The sequence below is a fragment of the Chryseobacterium salivictor genome (genome assembly GCF_004359195.1).
Classification (GTDB): Bacteria; Bacteroidota; Bacteroidia; order Flavobacteriales; family Weeksellaceae; genus Kaistella; species Kaistella salivictor.
The window spans coordinates 956,478-973,107 of record NZ_CP037954.1 but is presented as its reverse complement, the minus strand read 5'-3'; the positions used below and the strand labels follow the sequence as shown (position 1 = coordinate 973,107).

At 38.1% G+C, this 16,630-nt stretch carries 13 protein-coding genes; 11 read left to right on the top strand and 2 right to left on the bottom strand.

What is annotated here, in order from left to right; translation table 11 throughout:
- Positions 1 to 2: 2 nt before the first annotated feature.
- From NBC122_RS04490 to NBC122_RS04475, 4 genes are all read left to right on the top strand, one after another.
- On the top strand, positions 3 to 548 hold the full coding sequence (locus tag NBC122_RS04490) for a hypothetical protein (protein ID WP_133439229.1): 546 nt from the start codon (positions 3 to 5) through the stop codon (positions 546 to 548).
- Between the two features lie 9 nt (positions 549 to 557).
- On the top strand, positions 558 to 1,067 hold the full coding sequence (locus NBC122_RS04485) for a hypothetical protein (protein WP_133439228.1): 510 nt from the start codon (positions 558 to 560) through the stop codon (positions 1,065 to 1,067).
- Positions 1,068 to 1,314: 247 nt separating this feature from the next.
- Positions 1,315 to 3,111: a translation elongation factor 4 gene (lepA, locus tag NBC122_RS04480; RefSeq protein ID WP_133439227.1), complete on the top strand. Its 1,797-nt coding sequence runs from the start codon at positions 1,315 to 1,317 to the stop codon at positions 3,109 to 3,111.
- A 193-nt stretch (positions 3,112 to 3,304) separates the two neighbouring features.
- The gene (locus tag NBC122_RS04475) at positions 3,305 to 5,002 is read left to right on the top strand and encodes a M14 family zinc carboxypeptidase (RefSeq protein WP_133439226.1); all 1,698 of its coding nucleotides are present in this window, start codon (positions 3,305 to 3,307) and stop codon (positions 5,000 to 5,002) included.
- Between the two features lie 175 nt (positions 5,003 to 5,177).
- On the opposite strand, the gene NBC122_RS04470 is transcribed toward NBC122_RS04475, so the two are convergent.
- The gene (locus NBC122_RS04470; RefSeq protein WP_133439225.1) at positions 5,178 to 6,059 is read right to left on the bottom strand and encodes a cupin-like domain-containing protein; all 882 of its coding nucleotides are present in this window, start codon (positions 6,057 to 6,059) and stop codon (positions 5,178 to 5,180) included.
- Between the two features lie 163 nt (positions 6,060 to 6,222).
- Between NBC122_RS04470 and NBC122_RS04465 the strand changes: the two genes are divergently transcribed.
- Both NBC122_RS04465 and NBC122_RS04460 read left to right on the top strand, forming a co-directional pair.
- Positions 6,223 to 8,949 (top strand): TonB-dependent receptor, encoded by a 2,727-nt coding sequence (locus NBC122_RS04465; RefSeq protein ID WP_133439224.1) that lies wholly within the window; start codon positions 6,223 to 6,225, stop codon positions 8,947 to 8,949.
- An 8-nt stretch (positions 8,950 to 8,957) separates the two neighbouring features.
- The gene (locus tag NBC122_RS04460; protein WP_133439223.1) at positions 8,958 to 9,830 is read left to right on the top strand and encodes a GLPGLI family protein; all 873 of its coding nucleotides are present in this window, start codon (positions 8,958 to 8,960) and stop codon (positions 9,828 to 9,830) included.
- Positions 9,831 to 9,888: 58 nt separating this feature from the next.
- On the opposite strand, the gene NBC122_RS04455 is transcribed toward NBC122_RS04460, so the two are convergent.
- On the bottom strand, positions 9,889 to 10,386 hold the full coding sequence (locus tag NBC122_RS04455) for a DinB family protein (protein WP_133439222.1): 498 nt from the start codon (positions 10,384 to 10,386) through the stop codon (positions 9,889 to 9,891).
- A 129-nt stretch (positions 10,387 to 10,515) separates the two neighbouring features.
- Between NBC122_RS04455 and NBC122_RS04450 the strand changes: the two genes are divergently transcribed.
- The 5 genes from NBC122_RS04450 (at position 10,516) to NBC122_RS04435 (ending at position 16,585) form a co-directional block, all read left to right on the top strand.
- The gene (locus NBC122_RS04450) at positions 10,516 to 11,406 is read left to right on the top strand and encodes a GLPGLI family protein (protein WP_133439221.1); all 891 of its coding nucleotides are present in this window, start codon (positions 10,516 to 10,518) and stop codon (positions 11,404 to 11,406) included.
- A gap of 141 nt (positions 11,407 to 11,547) precedes the next feature.
- The gene (locus NBC122_RS04445) at positions 11,548 to 11,802 is read left to right on the top strand and encodes a FeoA family protein (RefSeq protein ID WP_133441057.1); all 255 of its coding nucleotides are present in this window, start codon (positions 11,548 to 11,550) and stop codon (positions 11,800 to 11,802) included.
- Between the two features lie 37 nt (positions 11,803 to 11,839).
- Positions 11,840 to 13,873, top strand: a complete 2,034-nt coding sequence (gene feoB / locus NBC122_RS04440; RefSeq protein WP_133439220.1) for a ferrous iron transport protein B — start codon at positions 11,840 to 11,842, stop codon at positions 13,871 to 13,873.
- A complete protein-coding gene (locus NBC122_RS14330) occupies positions 13,873 to 14,025 on the top strand; it encodes a hypothetical protein (RefSeq protein WP_165983194.1) in 153 nt (50 codons plus the stop codon). The genes feoB and NBC122_RS14330 overlap by 1 nt, the downstream gene beginning before the upstream one ends.
- A 436-nt stretch (positions 14,026 to 14,461) precedes the next feature.
- Complete coding sequence (locus NBC122_RS04435; protein WP_133439219.1) at positions 14,462 to 16,585, top strand: elongation factor G; 2,124 nt, start codon at positions 14,462 to 14,464, stop codon at positions 16,583 to 16,585.
- Positions 16,586 to 16,630: the final 45 nt, after the last annotated feature.

Sequence of the window (16,630 nt, the reverse complement as noted above, 5' to 3'; positions counted from 1 at the left end):
AAATGAAAGAATTTGATATCGAAAAATTAAAACGGGAAAATGTTTTCAGAACACCTGATGGTTTTTTTGAAGACATGCAAAACAAAGTGTTGCAGGAAACTGTTCCTGTTTCACGCAGTAGGATTATAAGTTTAGATTGGGCATACGGAGCGGCGGCTGCAGTTGCACTTTTAGTTGGAGTAACTGTTTTTATCAATTCAGAGACTGGAGGAGAATCTCAGTTGATCAGCCAAAATGCTTCGAAAGGAAGTAATTCTGTAACTTTAACATTATCAGAGAATAAGCCTCAAACTGAAGAAGCAGTTGCATTGCATATTTTGGAAAAAGATTTAACTTCTGTGGCGCAGGCTCATCAAAAAGAAAATAAAGAGCAGCAAATCACTATTTCAGCAAAAGGAAATGCAGGTTTTGCCAATCAAAGTAGACAGAAGACCTCACAAAATCCTGAAGTTCAGGTAGATCAGATACTTGCAAGTTTCACTTCTGCAGAATTGGCAGATGTAGGGAGAAATACAGAACAAGACATTTATCTGGATTTGTATAATTAAAATAACAGCATGAAAAAAATAGCAGCAGCGTTAATTCTCATTTTAGCAATACAGTTTAGTTTTGCACAACAATTAAACTACGACTGGAAAAGTATGAAGCCCGAACAAAGAAAAGAAGTGATTCAGAAGATGAATCCCAGTGAAAGGATGTCGCTTTTGAAAGAGTTTCGCGAGAAAATGATTGTCGCCGAATTAGCAGTTCCACAAAATAATCAGCCGGAATTTATCCATCTGTATACCCAATATCAGGACAGACAAAACGATATAAAATCGAAGTTTACCCCCAGTGAAGATTACGAAAATATGACTGATGAGGAAGCAACCAGGCAACTTAATCAAAGTTTTGAGGTTGGTCAGCAACTTCTCGATAACAGAAAAAATTACGCGCAAAAATTCATGAAAGTAATTTCCCCGCAACAGGTTTTAAAAATGTATCAAACTGAAGGGAAAATGCGCAATAAAATATTAGATAAAAAACAAGCCGGACCCAACAATCCGAGTCCGCAGCGCAGGCGATAGTAATAGTTTATTTTTTTAATGTTTGAGCGACCTCTATAAATTTTTTGTAGAGGTCGTTCTTTTTGTGTGATCCCTTCCACTGCGAAGCCAATCCGCAGATGTTGTTTTCACCGCAATTCTTTTTGTCTTAATTTCCCTTCGCGAACTGCAGGGTTTTCCCGTTCAATCCCTGACGCGACAGCAACCTTACGAAACTATTATAAAATCCACCAAAAAAGATTAAATTTGCACCTTACGATAATTATAGATGAAGAACATAAGGAACTTTTGCATCATTGCACATATTGACCACGGTAAATCCACTTTGGCAGACCGACTTTTGGAATATACCCATACGGTAACCCAAAGAGAACTCCAGTCCCAAACACTGGATGATATGGATATTGAAAAAGAGCGTGGAATTACCATTAAATCACACGCCATTCAAATGGATTATGAATTAAATGGTGAGAAATATATTCTTAATTTGATTGACACTCCGGGACACGTAGATTTTTCTTACGAAGTTTCCCGTTCCATTGCGGCCTGTGAAGGTGCGCTTCTGATCGTTGATGCTGCACAAAGTATTCAGGCACAGACGATAAGTAATTTGTATCTGGCGTTGGAAAATGATTTGACGATCATTCCTATTTTGAATAAAATCGATTTACCTTCTGCAAATCCGGAAGAAGTAACCGATGAAATTATGAACCTGATTGGTTGCGAGTACGAAGACGTTTTGCGCGTTTCCGGAAAAACAGGCGAAGGTGTTCACGAACTGTTGGAGCATATTGTCAAAAGAATTCCTGCACCGGTAGGTAATGAAGACGGGCCGCTTCAAGCATTGATTTTTGATTCCGTTTACAATCCTTTCCGGGGAATTGAAGCTTATTTCAAAGTCGTTAACGGAAGCATTAAAAAAGGTCAGCGAATTAAATTCATGGCGACCAACAAAATGTACGAAGCGGATGAAGTTGGAACGTTAAAACTAAAACAAACACCGAAAGCTGAAATTAAAACGGGCGACGTAGGTTATATTATTTCTGGGATAAAAGATGCCCGTGAAGTAAAAGTGGGAGATACCATCACCACTTTTGAAAAAGGTGCCACAGAACCTATCGATGGTTTTGAAGAAGTGAAACCAATGGTTTTCGCCGGAATTTATCCAATAGAATCCGAGGATTTCGAAGAACTGCGTTTCTCCTTAGAAAAGCTCCGTTTGAATGATGCGTCTTTGGTTTTCGAACCGGAAAGTTCTGCAGCACTAGGTTTTGGTTTCCGTTGTGGATTCCTCGGAATGCTTCACATGGAGATTGTTCAGGAAAGATTAGACCGCGAATTCAACATGGACGTTATTACAACTGTTCCCAACGTTTCGTACCACGGTTATACCAAAAGAGATCCGGACACCATGATCTTGATCAACAACCCATCTGAGATGACGGATCCTATGACCATGGATCGTGTGGAGGAGCCGTTTATCAAAGCTTCCATCATTACCAAATCTGATTATGTGGGCGCGGTGATGACCTTGTGTATTGAAAAAAGAGGCGAAATTGTGAACCAAAGTTATTTGACTTCGGATCGGGTAGAACTGGTCTTCAATATGCCATTGGCAGAAGTTGTTTTCGACTTTTATGACCGTTTAAAATCGGTTTCCAAAGGGTACGCCTCCTTCGATTATCATCCGATCGGTTTCCGCGCTTCCAAATTGGTGAAGATGGATATTCTGATCAATGGCGATATGGTCGACGCACTTTCTTCTTTGATCCACGACAGCAACGCATATTATATCGGAAAAAGAATGTGTGAGAAATTGCGCGAACTGATTCCGAGACAACAGTTTGATATTGCGATTCAGGCAGCTTTGGGAGCGAAAGTGATCGCCAGAGAAACCATCAAAGCATTAAGAAAAGATGTTACCGCAAAATGTTATGGTGGAGATATTTCCCGAAAACGAAAATTGTTGGAAAAACAAAAAGAAGGGAAAAAGAAAATGAAGCAAATCGGTAGAGTAGAGGTTCCACAATCGGCATTTATGGCGGTTTTGAAACTGAATGATTAAAATTATTTGGGCGCCTTAATCCGCCTTCCACTCCCGCTTTTTTCTTCCTCATTCTTCGTCAGAAAAAGAGCTCCGTTCAAGTCGGTGCGCAGATTTTCACTCGATCAAAATTTTGATTAATATATATATAATTCCTGAATCCGTTCAGGAATTTTTTATTTAAATTCGTACCACCTATTTTAAATTTGTTTCTATGAAATTTTTACCAACTCTTTTCCTTTTTATTTCTGCCTCATTTTTCTCCCAAATAAAGTATTTAGCGCCTTACGAAAAAGGAAACGGAAACCAAACCACCACTTATGATGAAATGGTGAAATTCTATGATGATTTGGCCCAAAATTTCAAAACCATTTCCGTAGAGTCTTTCGGAACGGATGATAATGGCGAACCGATAAAAGTGGTAATATTTAATCCGTCAAAAAATAAAGAGGTCCCCACAATCCTTATCAACAACGGAATCCATCCCGGCGAACCCGACGGAATTGATGCCGCCATGATGATGATGAGGGATTTCGCCACCGGGAAAATTTCGGTCAAAGATTTAAAAATTGTCGTGATTCAAGCGTATAATATTTCGGGGATGTTGCGACGAGGAAAATTCAGCCGCGCCAACCAAAACGGGCCGGAAGAATATGGGTTTCGTGGGAATGCGAGAAATTATGATTTAAACCGCGATTTCATTAAAAATGATACCGAAAATGCCAAAGCTTTTCAACAAATTTTTCAGTATTTTAAACCGATTTATTTTATTGATAATCATGTAAGTAACGGCGCAGATTATCAGTATTTATTCACCTATATTTCTACGAATAAAGAGCGTTTGGGAAAAACTTTGGGAAATTATTTCAATGAAAAAATGCAGCCGGAGATTATCAAGACTTTAGAAAAAAAAGGGATTTTATCCACGCCTTACGTCAATATTCATGGCGATTCTCCGGATGAAGGTTTTCCAACTTTTATGGATTCGCCGAGATATGTGACAGGTTATACCACGCTTTTTAACACGATGGGAACGGTTGCCGAAACGCACATGTTGAAACCTTATAAAGATCGTGTTCGTACGACTTATGAAAATATGTTGAGTTCCATTGATTATACTTCAAAAAACGCCCGGGAAATTCAAAAATTAATGGTTGAAAGTTTGAAAAATTATCAGCCAAAAATGAAATATCCCATTCAGTGGAAAGTGGATAGCACGAAATTTAAAATGATCGATTTTAAAGGTTTTGAAGCCGGAAAAAAAATGAGCGAAGTTTCCGGGAAACCCAGACTTTTCTATGACAGAAACAAACCATTTACCAGAAAAGTAAAGTTTTACGACCAATATATCGCGACAAAAGAAATTGCGGTTCCCAACTATTACGTAATTCCAAAATCGGAGAAAAAAGTGGTCGAATATTTGAAAAGAAATAATATTGCGATGAAAGAACTGAAGCAAGATTCTACCATTTTCGCGCAACAATACAGGGTTTCGGATTTCAAAACGGTGAAAAATCCGTACGAAGGACATTATCTTCATTACGACACGCAAGTGAAATCTGACACGAAAAATTTTAAATTCAGAAAAGGCGATTTATTGGTTTCTACCAGGCAAAATGGCGTAAAATATTTACTCGAAACTTTAGAACCGGAAGCGACTGATTCTTTCTTCAACTGGAATTTCTTTGATGGAATTCTGGGACAGAAAGAATATTACTCCGATTACGTTTTCGAAGATACCGCCGCAGATTTGTTGAAAAACAATCAGGTTTTAAGAACAGCTTTTGAAATGGAAAAAATAGCAAATCCCGACTTTGCAAAAGATGGAAAAGCCCAATTAGAATGGGTTTACAAACATTCTGAATATTACGAAGGAAGTGTTGGAACTTATCCGATCTACAGAATTCAATAGAAACAAAAAAGCCATTTTCGATATTTCTTAACCACAAAAGTCACAAAAGTTTACAATTAAAGTATTTTTAATAACAGCTTAAAGGAAAAATAAGATTAAGCATTATTCTTATTTTTTCTTTAAAACGCTAATTTTAGATTATTGAAAATCAATATTTTTGTGACTTAGAAACTACTTATTTCGGTAAACCTTTTTTCAAGGCGTAATTCGCCCGTTCGATGGCTTTTTTCTCTTTCCAGTCCATGTATTTTTTCTTGAATCTGCTTTTCATAAAATTGTCGAAATTCCTTTGTATGGTAAGATTCCACAACGAATGCGCTTTTACCGCCCAGGATTTGTCCCAGGCTCTTTGGGAGATCGAAAAACTGCCGTCGAGGTATTTCATATAATGCCACCAGCCGGTCGGCATAAACAGCGTGTCGCCGTGCTCCAGAAAACATTCGATTCCTTCTACGCCATTTAAAGCCGGAAATTTTTCGAAATCAGGATGGGCAATATCGTAATCTTCTAATGCGTAAGTCGCATACGGAATTTTATAAAGCCGGTCTTTCCATTTGTAATCGAAAAGCAAAATATGTTTTCTGCCATTAAAATGGGTGTGGAAAATATGCGCCAAATCAATATCGAAGTGGAGGAACGTTTCGGATCCCTTGCCGCCGAAAAACATGTTGGGGTATTTGTCGAGAAAACCACCCATTAAATCTTTTGGAGAAATATAATCCTCTAAAAGTTTCGGAGCCTCTTTTATGGGATCGAAAAGAAAAATGCGCAAATCGGTTGGTTTTTCATTAATTAAATCGATATAATCTGTAAACTTCATCTTCTGTGCCGATGAATTAATGGGCGCGGCCGGATCAGCTTTCGAAGAATCATAAAGCGGAACTTCAACATCTCCCACCTTTTCTTTCATATATTCCATGGTCCATTTTTCGTACGCAGGCCAGTTTTTCGCCATATTCTTAATAACCACCGGTTTTCTTGGCAGCAGATATTTTTCGCGAAATTCTTCTTTGGTGATCGATTCCAGAATATCAATCGGTTGTAAGTGAAGTCCCATATTGAGCAATGTTAGAGGGCAAAATTACTAAAAAAAAGATTTCGCCATCAATTTATGTTAAAACTGTAAATAAGAACATTCTTTAACTTTCTGCTGAATCTGGCATCTTATCACTTGTGTGTAACAAACAGTGTGATTAAAGTACTTATTAATAAATGTTTTCATGAAAAAAATTTCGACTCTTTTTATTTTGTTTATTTCTGTATTGACCTGGGCGCAGTCTTCCATCAGTGGAAAAATTTTAGATACTGACGGTCAGCCGATTCCCAGTGCAAGCGTCACTGTAGAAGAACCGGGGAAAGATGCAATTATCGCTTATTCGATTACCAATTCTAAAGGGGAGTTTAAGGTAACTTTTACTTCGGCAGAGCAAAATGTGGATGTGAAGGTCAAAGCCTTTAATCAAAAACCTTTGCAGAAAGTGGTTAAAAATGAAAATCAAACGCAGAATTTTACTTTGCAAGACGACGCTACGGAAATCAAAGAGGTGAAGTTGAAGGCGAAAATGATTACCAAAAGAGGAGACACTATTTCTTATGATATTAAAGCTTTTGAAAGCAAGTCGGACCGTACGCTTTCCGATGTTTTGAAAAAAATCCCGGGAATCGACGTGAATAAAGATGGAACCGTTCTTTATCAGGGCGAACCGATCAATAAATTCTATGTCAACGGAAAAGATTTGATGGAAGGCGGTTACGGAACCATTAACAATTCTTTGCCAACCGGAGCGGTATCAAAAGTGGAGGTGATGGAAAATCATCAGCCGGTAAAAATTCTACAGGATAAAGTACCTTCTGAAAGCGCTGCCATTAATATAAAATTAAAGAAATCTGTAACCATGACCGGCCGCGGAGAAGTGGGAGCAGGACTGGATCCTTTGTTGTGGAATGTGAAATTAACTCCCATGTTTTTCGGTCAGAAGAACCAGTGGGTGGTGAATTACAAAGCGAATAATAACGGCGAAAGTGTGGAGAAGGAAGGGAATATGTTGGCTTTCGGAAATCGTTGGGAAGGCAGAAGAGGACAATCTGCCGGAAATTATTGGTTAAGTGTTGATAAAGCAAGCACTCCAAATATTCCTGAAAAAAGATATTTGATGAATAATGTGCATTTTTTCTCTGCCAATGTTTTGACCAATCCTTTTAAAAGTAAAGAGTGGGAATTAAAAGCAAGTACGAGTTATACCAACAATGCAATTAGCAGGGATTCTAAGCGGGAAACTGTTTATGAACAGGACACGGGTTTCTTTAAAGCCGGAAAAATTACGAATGAAGAATCCAATAATCTTTATAGCAACGCTGCTAAAGGTGAAATCATTTTTACTAAAAATGCAAAAAAAGGATTTTTTAAGAATACCACCACCTGGAATGGTTTCTGGAATGAAGATCGTGGATTTTCAGGAACGAGATATGATATGGCTGTTGCGGATCCTTCATTAAAAAACATTTCTCTGGATGAAGCGCTGAGTGCGCCAACGGGCGTTTTTAAGAACTCACTCAGTACGATTATTCCATGGAAAGAAAAACTGGTGAATTTCATGAGTTATATTTCTTATCAGACCGACCGTCAGAATTTGTCTGCTACCAATGAAAATTTCTTTGACCTTGACAAACAGTTTGGTCGCGATTCTGAGAGTGTTCATTATGGCAGATTAGATCAAAGTATTGCTTTGAAAACATTTATGGCAAATCATTCGGCCTCGGTTGGGTTTTCTCATAAAAAATGGACCATCACTCCAGAGGTTGGTTTGAATTTATCTTTTAATGACATGAATTCGCAATTGTATGGTGACCGGAATTTATTAGATGACCGTTTCCAAAACCGTATGATCTGGAATGAAATCAATCCTTATACCCAGGTCGGGCTGAACTATAAAGGATCTGCCTTTAACCTGAATTTAACCTTGCCTTTGAACATGTATAACATGGATTACAAAGATGAACTTAGAGCCAAAGATTCTGAAATCAGTAAAACTGTTTTCGAACCAACTTTTTATGGGAGTTATGATTTTGCGTCCTTTTATAAAGTTTCTGCTTTTGGTGGAATCAACTACAGTTACGGAAATTTCGGATCGGTTTATGACGGCTCGATTTTAACGGGTCCTAAATCTTTAAATGTTAGAAACAGTAATCTTTTACCGGAAAACAGAAATATCAATTCTTCAGCCCGGTTGGAGTATAGAAATCCATTGAATAATTTATTTTTCAATGTTCGGTACAGCTATAATGATATGAAGAAAAATATTATTACCAAATCAACACCTTTCCTTTCCGGAGCGTCTGCTGTGACTTTAGCATATAATGATAACAGTTCTTATTCACAAAGTGAAAGCGCTGAAGTGGGTAAATATTTCCCGAAATTCAAAACCAATGCATCAGTAAACTTTAGCAACAGAGATTCTAATTCTTACAGTATTTTGGTGGATGAGAATAATGTTGATAATTATATTGAAAACAAAAGCAATGGGCAGAGTTTAGCGCTTAAATTCAATAACACATACTTTTCATGGATGAGCCTGGATTATAATGTTTCATTGAACTGGAATAAAAACAGCGATGATTACCGAAATAATGTGAACAGAAATTCTGGCTGGAATCATAATATGAACCTATTCTTTTATCCAATAGAAAACCACACCGTCGGTTTTGTTTGGGACGATGTTACGACTTCGCAGGGTGCGACCAATCTTCGGAATTCTTTCTACGACCTTTCTTACCAATATACTTGGGCAAAGAAGAAAATTGATTTCGAAATCAAGTGGTTGAATATCGCTAACAGAAAACTGTATGAAACCATAAGCTACAACACAACTTATTTCTCAACAACACGAAATAGCATTGAAATTCGCCCAAGTCAGGTAATGTTTACCGTTAAATTTAATTTTAAATAAAATCAACCATGAAAAAATTAGCAGCTTTATTTCTTTTATTGGGTTTAATGGTTTCAGCACAAAACAACCGGGTGATTTATGAATATAAATTCCGTCCGGATTCTACCAAAACCGACAGTTTGAAAACCGAATGGATGTATCTGGATATCAATAAAAATGGATCCAAATACTATAGTAAAAAAACATTTGATAACGATTCTATCATAAACGAAAGTATCAAGAAACAGATGGCTTCAGGAATGAAGAGTATTTCAGTTTCAAGACAAAGTTTTGGCGGTGAAGTAAATGGCGAAGTAGAGAAAATCTATCCGGAATACAAAACCTATCTGATCGTGAATGTAGGCAACGATTCCTATAAAGTATTAGAGGACCGAAAACCCATCTGGCAAATTTCATCCGCAAAAAAACAGCTGGGAACCTTCAGCGTTCAAAAAGCAACCACCGATTTTGCCGGAAGAAAGTGGACGGCATGGTTCACAACCGATGTCCCGGTTCAGGACGGACCGTATAAGTTTTCCGGCCTTCCGGGATTAATTGTCGAAATGTCCGACCAAACTGGAAGCCACCAGATGGAACTGAAAGGAATTAAAAAAATCCCTGAAATCGCACCGGAAGAACTCAATACCCAGGGAAAAGATATTCCGTTTACCAGGAAAAAGCCGATTGAAGTTAATCGCAAACAATATGTGAAACAGCTGAGTCAGCATGAAAATGATCCCGTTCAGGGAATGCGGGAAATTCTTTCCAGGCCTAATTCGAAAGTGATGATCAAAGTGAATGGCAAAGAAATATCGGAGCCGAAAGAAGTCCTCCGCGAACTCGAGAAAAACGCAAAAGAGGAAATGAAAAGAAACAACAATAAAATCGAACTGATTCCCTAATTAAAATTGAAAACCCGCTTTATACCTAAGGCGGGTTTTATTATTTATCATTTCAACACTAAGAAGTTTTTTCGTCAGCAGTCGGCCCATAACTTCCCGGCACCGGAATATCGTTCAACCTGTAATAAATACCCAATTGCGCACGGTGATGGGTGATTTGGTTCAGTGCATGCCGAATTGCTTCATATTTGTTATAATCCGCCAGCACCTGGTCTCCCATATTCATCGTCCATCTTCCGTCGAGCGCTTCTTCTGTTAAATTCTCTAACGCATTTTTCGAAGTAGTATAATCGTCATTCAGTTTTTGTTGCAGTTCAGCTTTTGTGTTGAGAACGGTTGGTTGATAATCACCTGCAGCAAAATCAAGTTTGTCGGTTTTCAGGATATAATCCGGCCAGCCAAAAACTTCTACAATATGCGTGGCCAGCGGCATCATTTTCATGCTTTTTTCGTGAGGAGCAAAATCATTTTTTCCTTCCGGGAAACGGTCGATAAATTTTTTGGTCGTTTCGTATTCCTGCTGCAGTTCTTTTTTTAAAATCGGTAAAGTGTTCATAGGTTATTCATTTTTAGAGAATAAAGTTAAACTGAAATTCTGACCTGCAAGTCACAATGAATTATAAATTAATCTTAAAATTTTGTAACAAATCTTTTAAAAAGTTTACTAACTAATTAAATAGTAAACATGAAAAAGATATTCACAGTATTTGCATTCACGGCATTTTTTGCTTTAAATGCACAAGAAACAGCCAACCGGTTCTTTTACGAACTCACCTTTAAACCGAAGAAAGATTCAGCGAAATTAGATAAAGTGATGACTGTTTTAGATGTTGTAAAAGACAGATCTATTTACAGAGATTATACTTTACTGGCACAGGATTCAATTCTGAAAATTCAGGTTGAAGCAATGCAGAAAGCGGGAACATTCAAAGACATTTCCAAAAGTGTAACCATGCCGAAGTTTTCAGAGAAAGTTTACAAATTTTATCCGGGAATGAAAGTACAGTACAGCGATCGTGTTGCCAATGGTTTTACACCAATGAATATCGGATATAATGAAGAGCTGAAATTCAACTGGAAAATTGAAAATCAAAAAGAAAAAATCGGTGCCTATAATGCGCAGAAAGCAACCACAGAATATGGAGGAAGAAAATGGACGGCATGGTTCACCACCGATATTCCATTGCAGGATGGACCTTATAAATTCTATGGTTTACCGGGCTTGATTGTTAAAGTTAACGATGATGGAAATAACTATTCCTGGGAATTGAAAGGAAATAAGAAAGTTCCGGATTTTAAAGAAGCTACCTATTTGGAAACTGTTTCTCCAGGTGGGGATGGTGGAAAAGTAGTCGAGGTTTCCCGGGATAAATTTGAGAGAACATTTGGTGATTTCAAGAAAGACCCGATGGCAACTGCAAGGCCGTATTTAACTTCTGAAGTGATGTCGCAAAAGATTCCGGGAAGTGATTTAACTATTGGACAAATGGTGAAGCAACAGGAAAAAATGTTAAATGATTTCTTCAATGCCAATGATAATCCTATCGAAATTCCTGCTGCAAAAGCTAAAAAATAAGCACTTTTATCACTAAATTATATTTTTTAACCTCAAAACATATTTTGTTTTGAGGTTTTTTATGATTGTGGTCATTTCTACGATAATTCCTTATTTAGATTAAATTTAAATAACGTATATTTGCGCATCAAAATTTTAGTGTTGAAAGGAGATAAATCAAATAAATTATGCTGTTTTCCCAGAAATAAATCGGGGAAAATTCTGGGCTATGAAAACGACGACCTCAGAATGCCCAATAAAATTATTGAAATGGGTCTGCTCCCCGAAACCGTTTTCAAAATCCTGTATCAGGCGCCGTTCAAAGGACCACTGTATATAGAGTTTGGTGACGAAAAAAGCAGAATTGCACTTCGCGAAGAAGAAGCGCAGTTTATCATCGTGGAAACTTTATCTTAAACAATCACGGTAAATCTCAAATTAGATCGAGCGGAGAATGAACACTTCAAACAAAAAACAAATCCTTTTGGTGGGAAATCCCAATGTGGGAAAATCTACCGTTTTTAATTTACTTTGTAACAAAAAGCAAAAAACAGGAAACTACGCCGGAGTTACCGTGGCCAGCCATTCTGGAGATTACGATTATCAGGGCGAAAATGTAGAAGTCATCGATTTACCCGGTTCCTACAGCATTTATCCGAGCTCTGAAGATGAAGCCATTTTATCAAAATTTCTGGTCGAGGAACAAAAGAATTATTCGGGCGTCGTTTATATTTTAGAAGCCTTAAGTATCAAAAGAGGATTGCTTCTTTTCCAGCAGATTCAGGATTTGGGAATTCCCGTTTTATTGGTGGTTAACCAAATCGACCAGGCTGAAAGACGCGGGATCAATATCGATGTCGACCAACTTTCCAAAGAATTAAACGTTACTGTTTTACAGGCCAACGCCAAAGAAAATCAGGGAATTGAAGAATTAAGAACCGAAATTCACAAAGGAAATTTTACCAAATCCGATACTGTTTCTTTCGATATTCCAACCGAACATAAAGGATTGGTTTTTAAAATATTAGCAGAAACAAAAGAAGAAAATCAATATAAAGTCTGGACTTTGCTTTCGTCCGACACCTATTTGGGAAAGCTAGAAACCGTTCATGATCAGTTGAATAATGATGAGGTTAAATGTTTGATTCCGAAAAGATTACAAACGCAGGAAACCATCAGACGGTATCAGGAAATCGATAAGATCATTTCTAAAGTACTCTCCAAAAAACCACAGTTCAAAGAATTATTGACCGAAAAATTAGACAGGGTTTTGGTTCACAAATTCTGGGGATATGTGATTTTCGGACTGATTTTATTGGTTATTTTTCAAAGCGTTTTCTTTTTGGCAGAATATCCGATGAACTGGATTTCAGATTTTTTCCTTTGGCTGTCCGGTTTTGCTAATGAACATCTGCCTGCTGGACCTATTAATTCGCTCATCGCAAACGGAATTATTCCGGGAGTGGGCGGCATTATGGTTTTTGCACCACAGATTGGGATTCTGCTTTATTTCCTTTATTTGCTGGAAGATTCGGGTTATATGGCAAGAGTTATTTTCCTGATGGATCGGTTTCTGCGGCCGTTTGGTTTGAATGGGAAAAGTATTGTACCGTTGGTTTCAGGAACCGCCTGCGCCATTCCGGCAATTATGTCTACACGGAATATCGAGAATGTGAAAGAACGGTTGATTACTATTTTGGTAACTCCTTTTATGACGTGTTCGGCACGACTTCCGGTGTACAGTATCATCATCGGACTGATTATTCCCAGCAAATTCTTTATCGGAATCAGTTATAAAGCTATTGCCTTGATGGCGATGTATTTTCTTGGATTTTTCACCTCATTAATGGCCTCTTTAATTCTAAAGAAAATTATTAAAAGCAACGCGAAATCTTTTTTAGTGATGGATTTGCCTTCCTATAAAATGCCGCTTTTCGGTTATGATTTTAAAATTGTCCTGGGTAAAGTTTGGGAATTTATTACCGGTGCAGGAAAGATTATTTTCTTATTCAGTATCGTAATTTGGTTTTTCTCTTATATCGGACCAACGCAAAATAAGAAAGATTTTGTCGCTACCGATGTAAGATTAGAACAGTCTTACCTCGCCAAAATGGGGAAATCAATAGAACCGGTCATCGCACCGCTTGGTTATGACTGGAAAATGGGCGTAGGAATTTTAACAAGTTTCGTGGCGAGAGAAGTATTTGTAGGAACTATGTCGACGCTCTACAGTTTAGATGATGAAGCACCGGAAGGAAAAATCATCGATAAAATGCGGGCAGACGTGAAACCAAACGGAGAGAAAATTTATAGCTTTGCAACAGGAATTTCGATTCTTTTCTTTTACGCTTTTGCGATGCAGTGTGTTTCAACTTTGGCCGTGGTATATCGAGAAACCAAATCCTGGAAATGGACGGTGGCGCAGCTTTTCGGCATGTCGGGTCTGGCTTATATTGCCTCGCTGATTGTTTATCAAATTTTTAAATAATGGACAATTCTCTTGTTTTTCAATATGTCATTATCGCTGTAATTGTTTTGGCAGCGGGTTATTCTTTGTTTAAAATCGTTGCTAAAAATTTCAGTTCCAGGAAATTCAAAAACAAAGGAAAACCGGGTTGTGATTCGGATTGTGGTTGTTGATAAATTTCCCCGCTGCCTACTCGTGATTGATTTTCAGTAACTTATAAAACTAGGAAAAATTAACTGATAGGCCAATAAAATTAATTCTAATTTAAGCACCAAAAATTCAAAGTTCCGGGTGTTTTGTATTACTATATAAAATATTCAATTTAGAGATTTGACAACTATAAAGTCCGATGAAGTCATAGCATGCATTCGTTTGGGGATTTTAGAGATGAGCTTTAATCCACTAAAAAATGATTCTTATACCTTTACAGGAACGGCAATTTTTCCGTTCTTTTTTATTTAAAGGACTCTTACTATGTTATTTATCATCTCTTCAAAAATTAAGTTTCAATACAATCAATCCAAATCTTTCGTAACTTTATCTCCCTAAAAATCAAGTGCTGGACATTTCCTTTTTAGTATTATCCTTAAATTATTAAAATCAAATATTATGAGTGCTAATACCAAAAATCTACGAAATGTGGTCTTGCTCGGACATTCCGACAGTGGCAAAACTACATTGATTGAAACCATGTTGTACGAAGGCGGGGCGATTAAGCGCCGTGGTAGTGTAGAAGGGCAAAACACGGTGAGCGACAATACTGATTTGGAACATGAAAAAGGGAAAACACTTTTTTCTCATCAAATGTTCGTCAACTGGCGGAATAATAAAATCAATATGATTGATACGCCGGGATTCGATGATTTTATCGGCGAAGTAGTATCTTCTTTAAAAGTTGCAGACACCGCGATTATCGTGCTGAATGCAGCCAACGGCGTAGAAGTGGGAACCGAACTCGTTTGGGAATATGTCGAGAAATATCAGACTCCCGCGATCTTCGTCATCAACCAAATGGACCATCCGAAAGCCGATTTCGAGAAAACTTTAGAACAGGCAAAAGAAAGATTTGGAAACAAACTTTTACCCATTCAATATCCTTATAACGCCGGCTCTAATTTCAATTCAATTATTGATGCCTTAAGAATGGTGATGTACGAATTTCCTGCAGACGGCGGAAAACCAGAGAAAAAACCAATTCCCGACAGTGAAATCGGCCGGGTCAACGAAATGCACAATGCTTTGGTTGAAATCGCAGCTGAAAATGAAGAAGGTTTAATGGAAAAATATTTCGAAGAAGGTTATCTTTCTGAAGAAGAATTAGCAAAAGGGATTACGTTGGCTTTAGCAAAACAGCAGTTCTTTCCGGTATTTGTAACGAGCGGTTTAAAAGATATGGGAAGTGGCCGGCTGATGGGATTCTTAGATGACATCGCTCCTTCACCCGCTGAAAGACCTGCCAGAAAACTGGAAAATGGCGACGAAGTTTCTTATAACTCTGATGATAAAACAACGGTTTTTATTTATAAAACGATTTCTGAACCACAAGTTGGGATGATTTCTTATTTTAAAGTATTAAGTGGCAGATTAAAACCCGGCGATGAATTGGTTAATGCGGAGAATGGCGAAACAGAACGGATCTCGCAATTATTTGTCGCTGAAGGAAAAGACCGGATTCCTGTTGATGAGTTGGTAGCGGGCGATTTAGGCGTGACCGTGAAATTAAAATTCGCGCGTTCTAACCATACTTTAAATACAAAAGGTTTAAACCGAAAAGTCCGTCCGATGGAATTTCCGGAAAGCCGGATCAGAAAAGCAATATACACCGATGCCGCAGCCGATATGGAAAAACTGGTGACGGCTTTGCATAAAATTCAGGAAGAAGATCCAACTTTGAAAGTAGAACAGTCCGCTGAACTGAAACAGACGATTCTTCACGGTCAGGGCCAATTGCATCTCGATTTGGTGAAAGAACGGCTACAGGATGATTTCGGCGTGAAGATGAATTTTGCAGAACCTAAAATTTCCTACCGGGAAACCATTACCGGAAAAGCAGATGCCGACTATCGCCACAAAAAGCAATCTGGCGGTAACGGTCAGTTCGGTGAAATCCACATGAGAGTTGAAAATTTCTATGACGGAATGGATGAACCAACCGGCTTTAATATCCGACAAAAAGAAATTGAAGATTTACCCTGGGGCGGAAAACTGGCTTTTTATTGGTGTATCGTCGGCGGTACCATCGATAACCGATATATCGGAGCCATTAAAAAAGGAATTATGCAGCAGATGAGCGAAGGACCCTTGACAGGATCCCGTTCTCAAAACATTCGGGTCATTGTTTATGACGGAAAAATGCACAGCGTAGATTCCAATGATATTTCTTTCCAACTGGCCGCTGCGGGTGCTTTTAAAAAGGCGTTTCATCAGGCGAATCCTCAACTTCTGGAACCCATGTATTCTGTAGAAATCCTTTGTCCGGATGAAGATACCGGCGATGTCATGGGAGATTTGCAAACCAGACGCGCCATTATCTCAGGAATGGATTCGGAAGGTCATTATCAAAAAATATTAGCAGAAGTACCTCTGGCAGAACTTCATGATTACGGTTCTACCTTGCGCTCCATTACAGGAGGAAGAGCGAAATTCACCATGAAGTTTTCAGAATACCAATTGGTTCCACCAAATGTTCAGCAGAATTTAATTAAAAAACATTCTCAACTGGAAGAAGCCTAAGTTAAGAACCAAGGCAAAAAGTAAAAAGAGCCAAGTGAACTGATG

Bases quoted from the DNA above. Each gene is read 5' to 3' on its own strand.
- NBC122_RS04460 (WP_133439223.1), top strand. From the start codon at position 8,958: ATGAAAAAATTAGCAGCTTTATTTCTTTTATTGGGTTTAATGGTTTCA.
- NBC122_RS04470 (WP_133439225.1), bottom strand. From the start codon at position 6,059: ATGGGACTTCACTTACAACCGATTGATATTCTGGAATCGATCACCAAA.
- lepA (WP_133439227.1), top strand. From the start codon at position 1,315: ATGAAGAACATAAGGAACTTTTGCATCATTGCACATATTGACCACGGT.
- feoB (WP_133439220.1), top strand. From the start codon at position 11,840: ATGAACACTTCAAACAAAAAACAAATCCTTTTGGTGGGAAATCCCAAT.
- NBC122_RS04465 (WP_133439224.1), top strand. From the start codon at position 6,223: ATGAAAAAAATTTCGACTCTTTTTATTTTGTTTATTTCTGTATTGACC.
- NBC122_RS04455 (WP_133439222.1), bottom strand. From the start codon at position 10,386: ATGAACACTTTACCGATTTTAAAAAAAGAACTGCAGCAGGAATACGAA.
- NBC122_RS04485 (WP_133439228.1), top strand. From the start codon at position 558: ATGAAAAAAATAGCAGCAGCGTTAATTCTCATTTTAGCAATACAGTTT.
- NBC122_RS14330 (WP_165983194.1), top strand. From the start codon at position 13,873: ATGGACAATTCTCTTGTTTTTCAATATGTCATTATCGCTGTAATTGTT.
- NBC122_RS04475 (WP_133439226.1), top strand. From the start codon at position 3,305: ATGAAATTTTTACCAACTCTTTTCCTTTTTATTTCTGCCTCATTTTTC.
- NBC122_RS04450 (WP_133439221.1), top strand. From the start codon at position 10,516: ATGAAAAAGATATTCACAGTATTTGCATTCACGGCATTTTTTGCTTTA.
- NBC122_RS04435 (WP_133439219.1), top strand. From the start codon at position 14,462: ATGAGTGCTAATACCAAAAATCTACGAAATGTGGTCTTGCTCGGACAT.
- NBC122_RS04490 (WP_133439229.1), top strand. From the start codon at position 3: ATGAAAGAATTTGATATCGAAAAATTAAAACGGGAAAATGTTTTCAGA.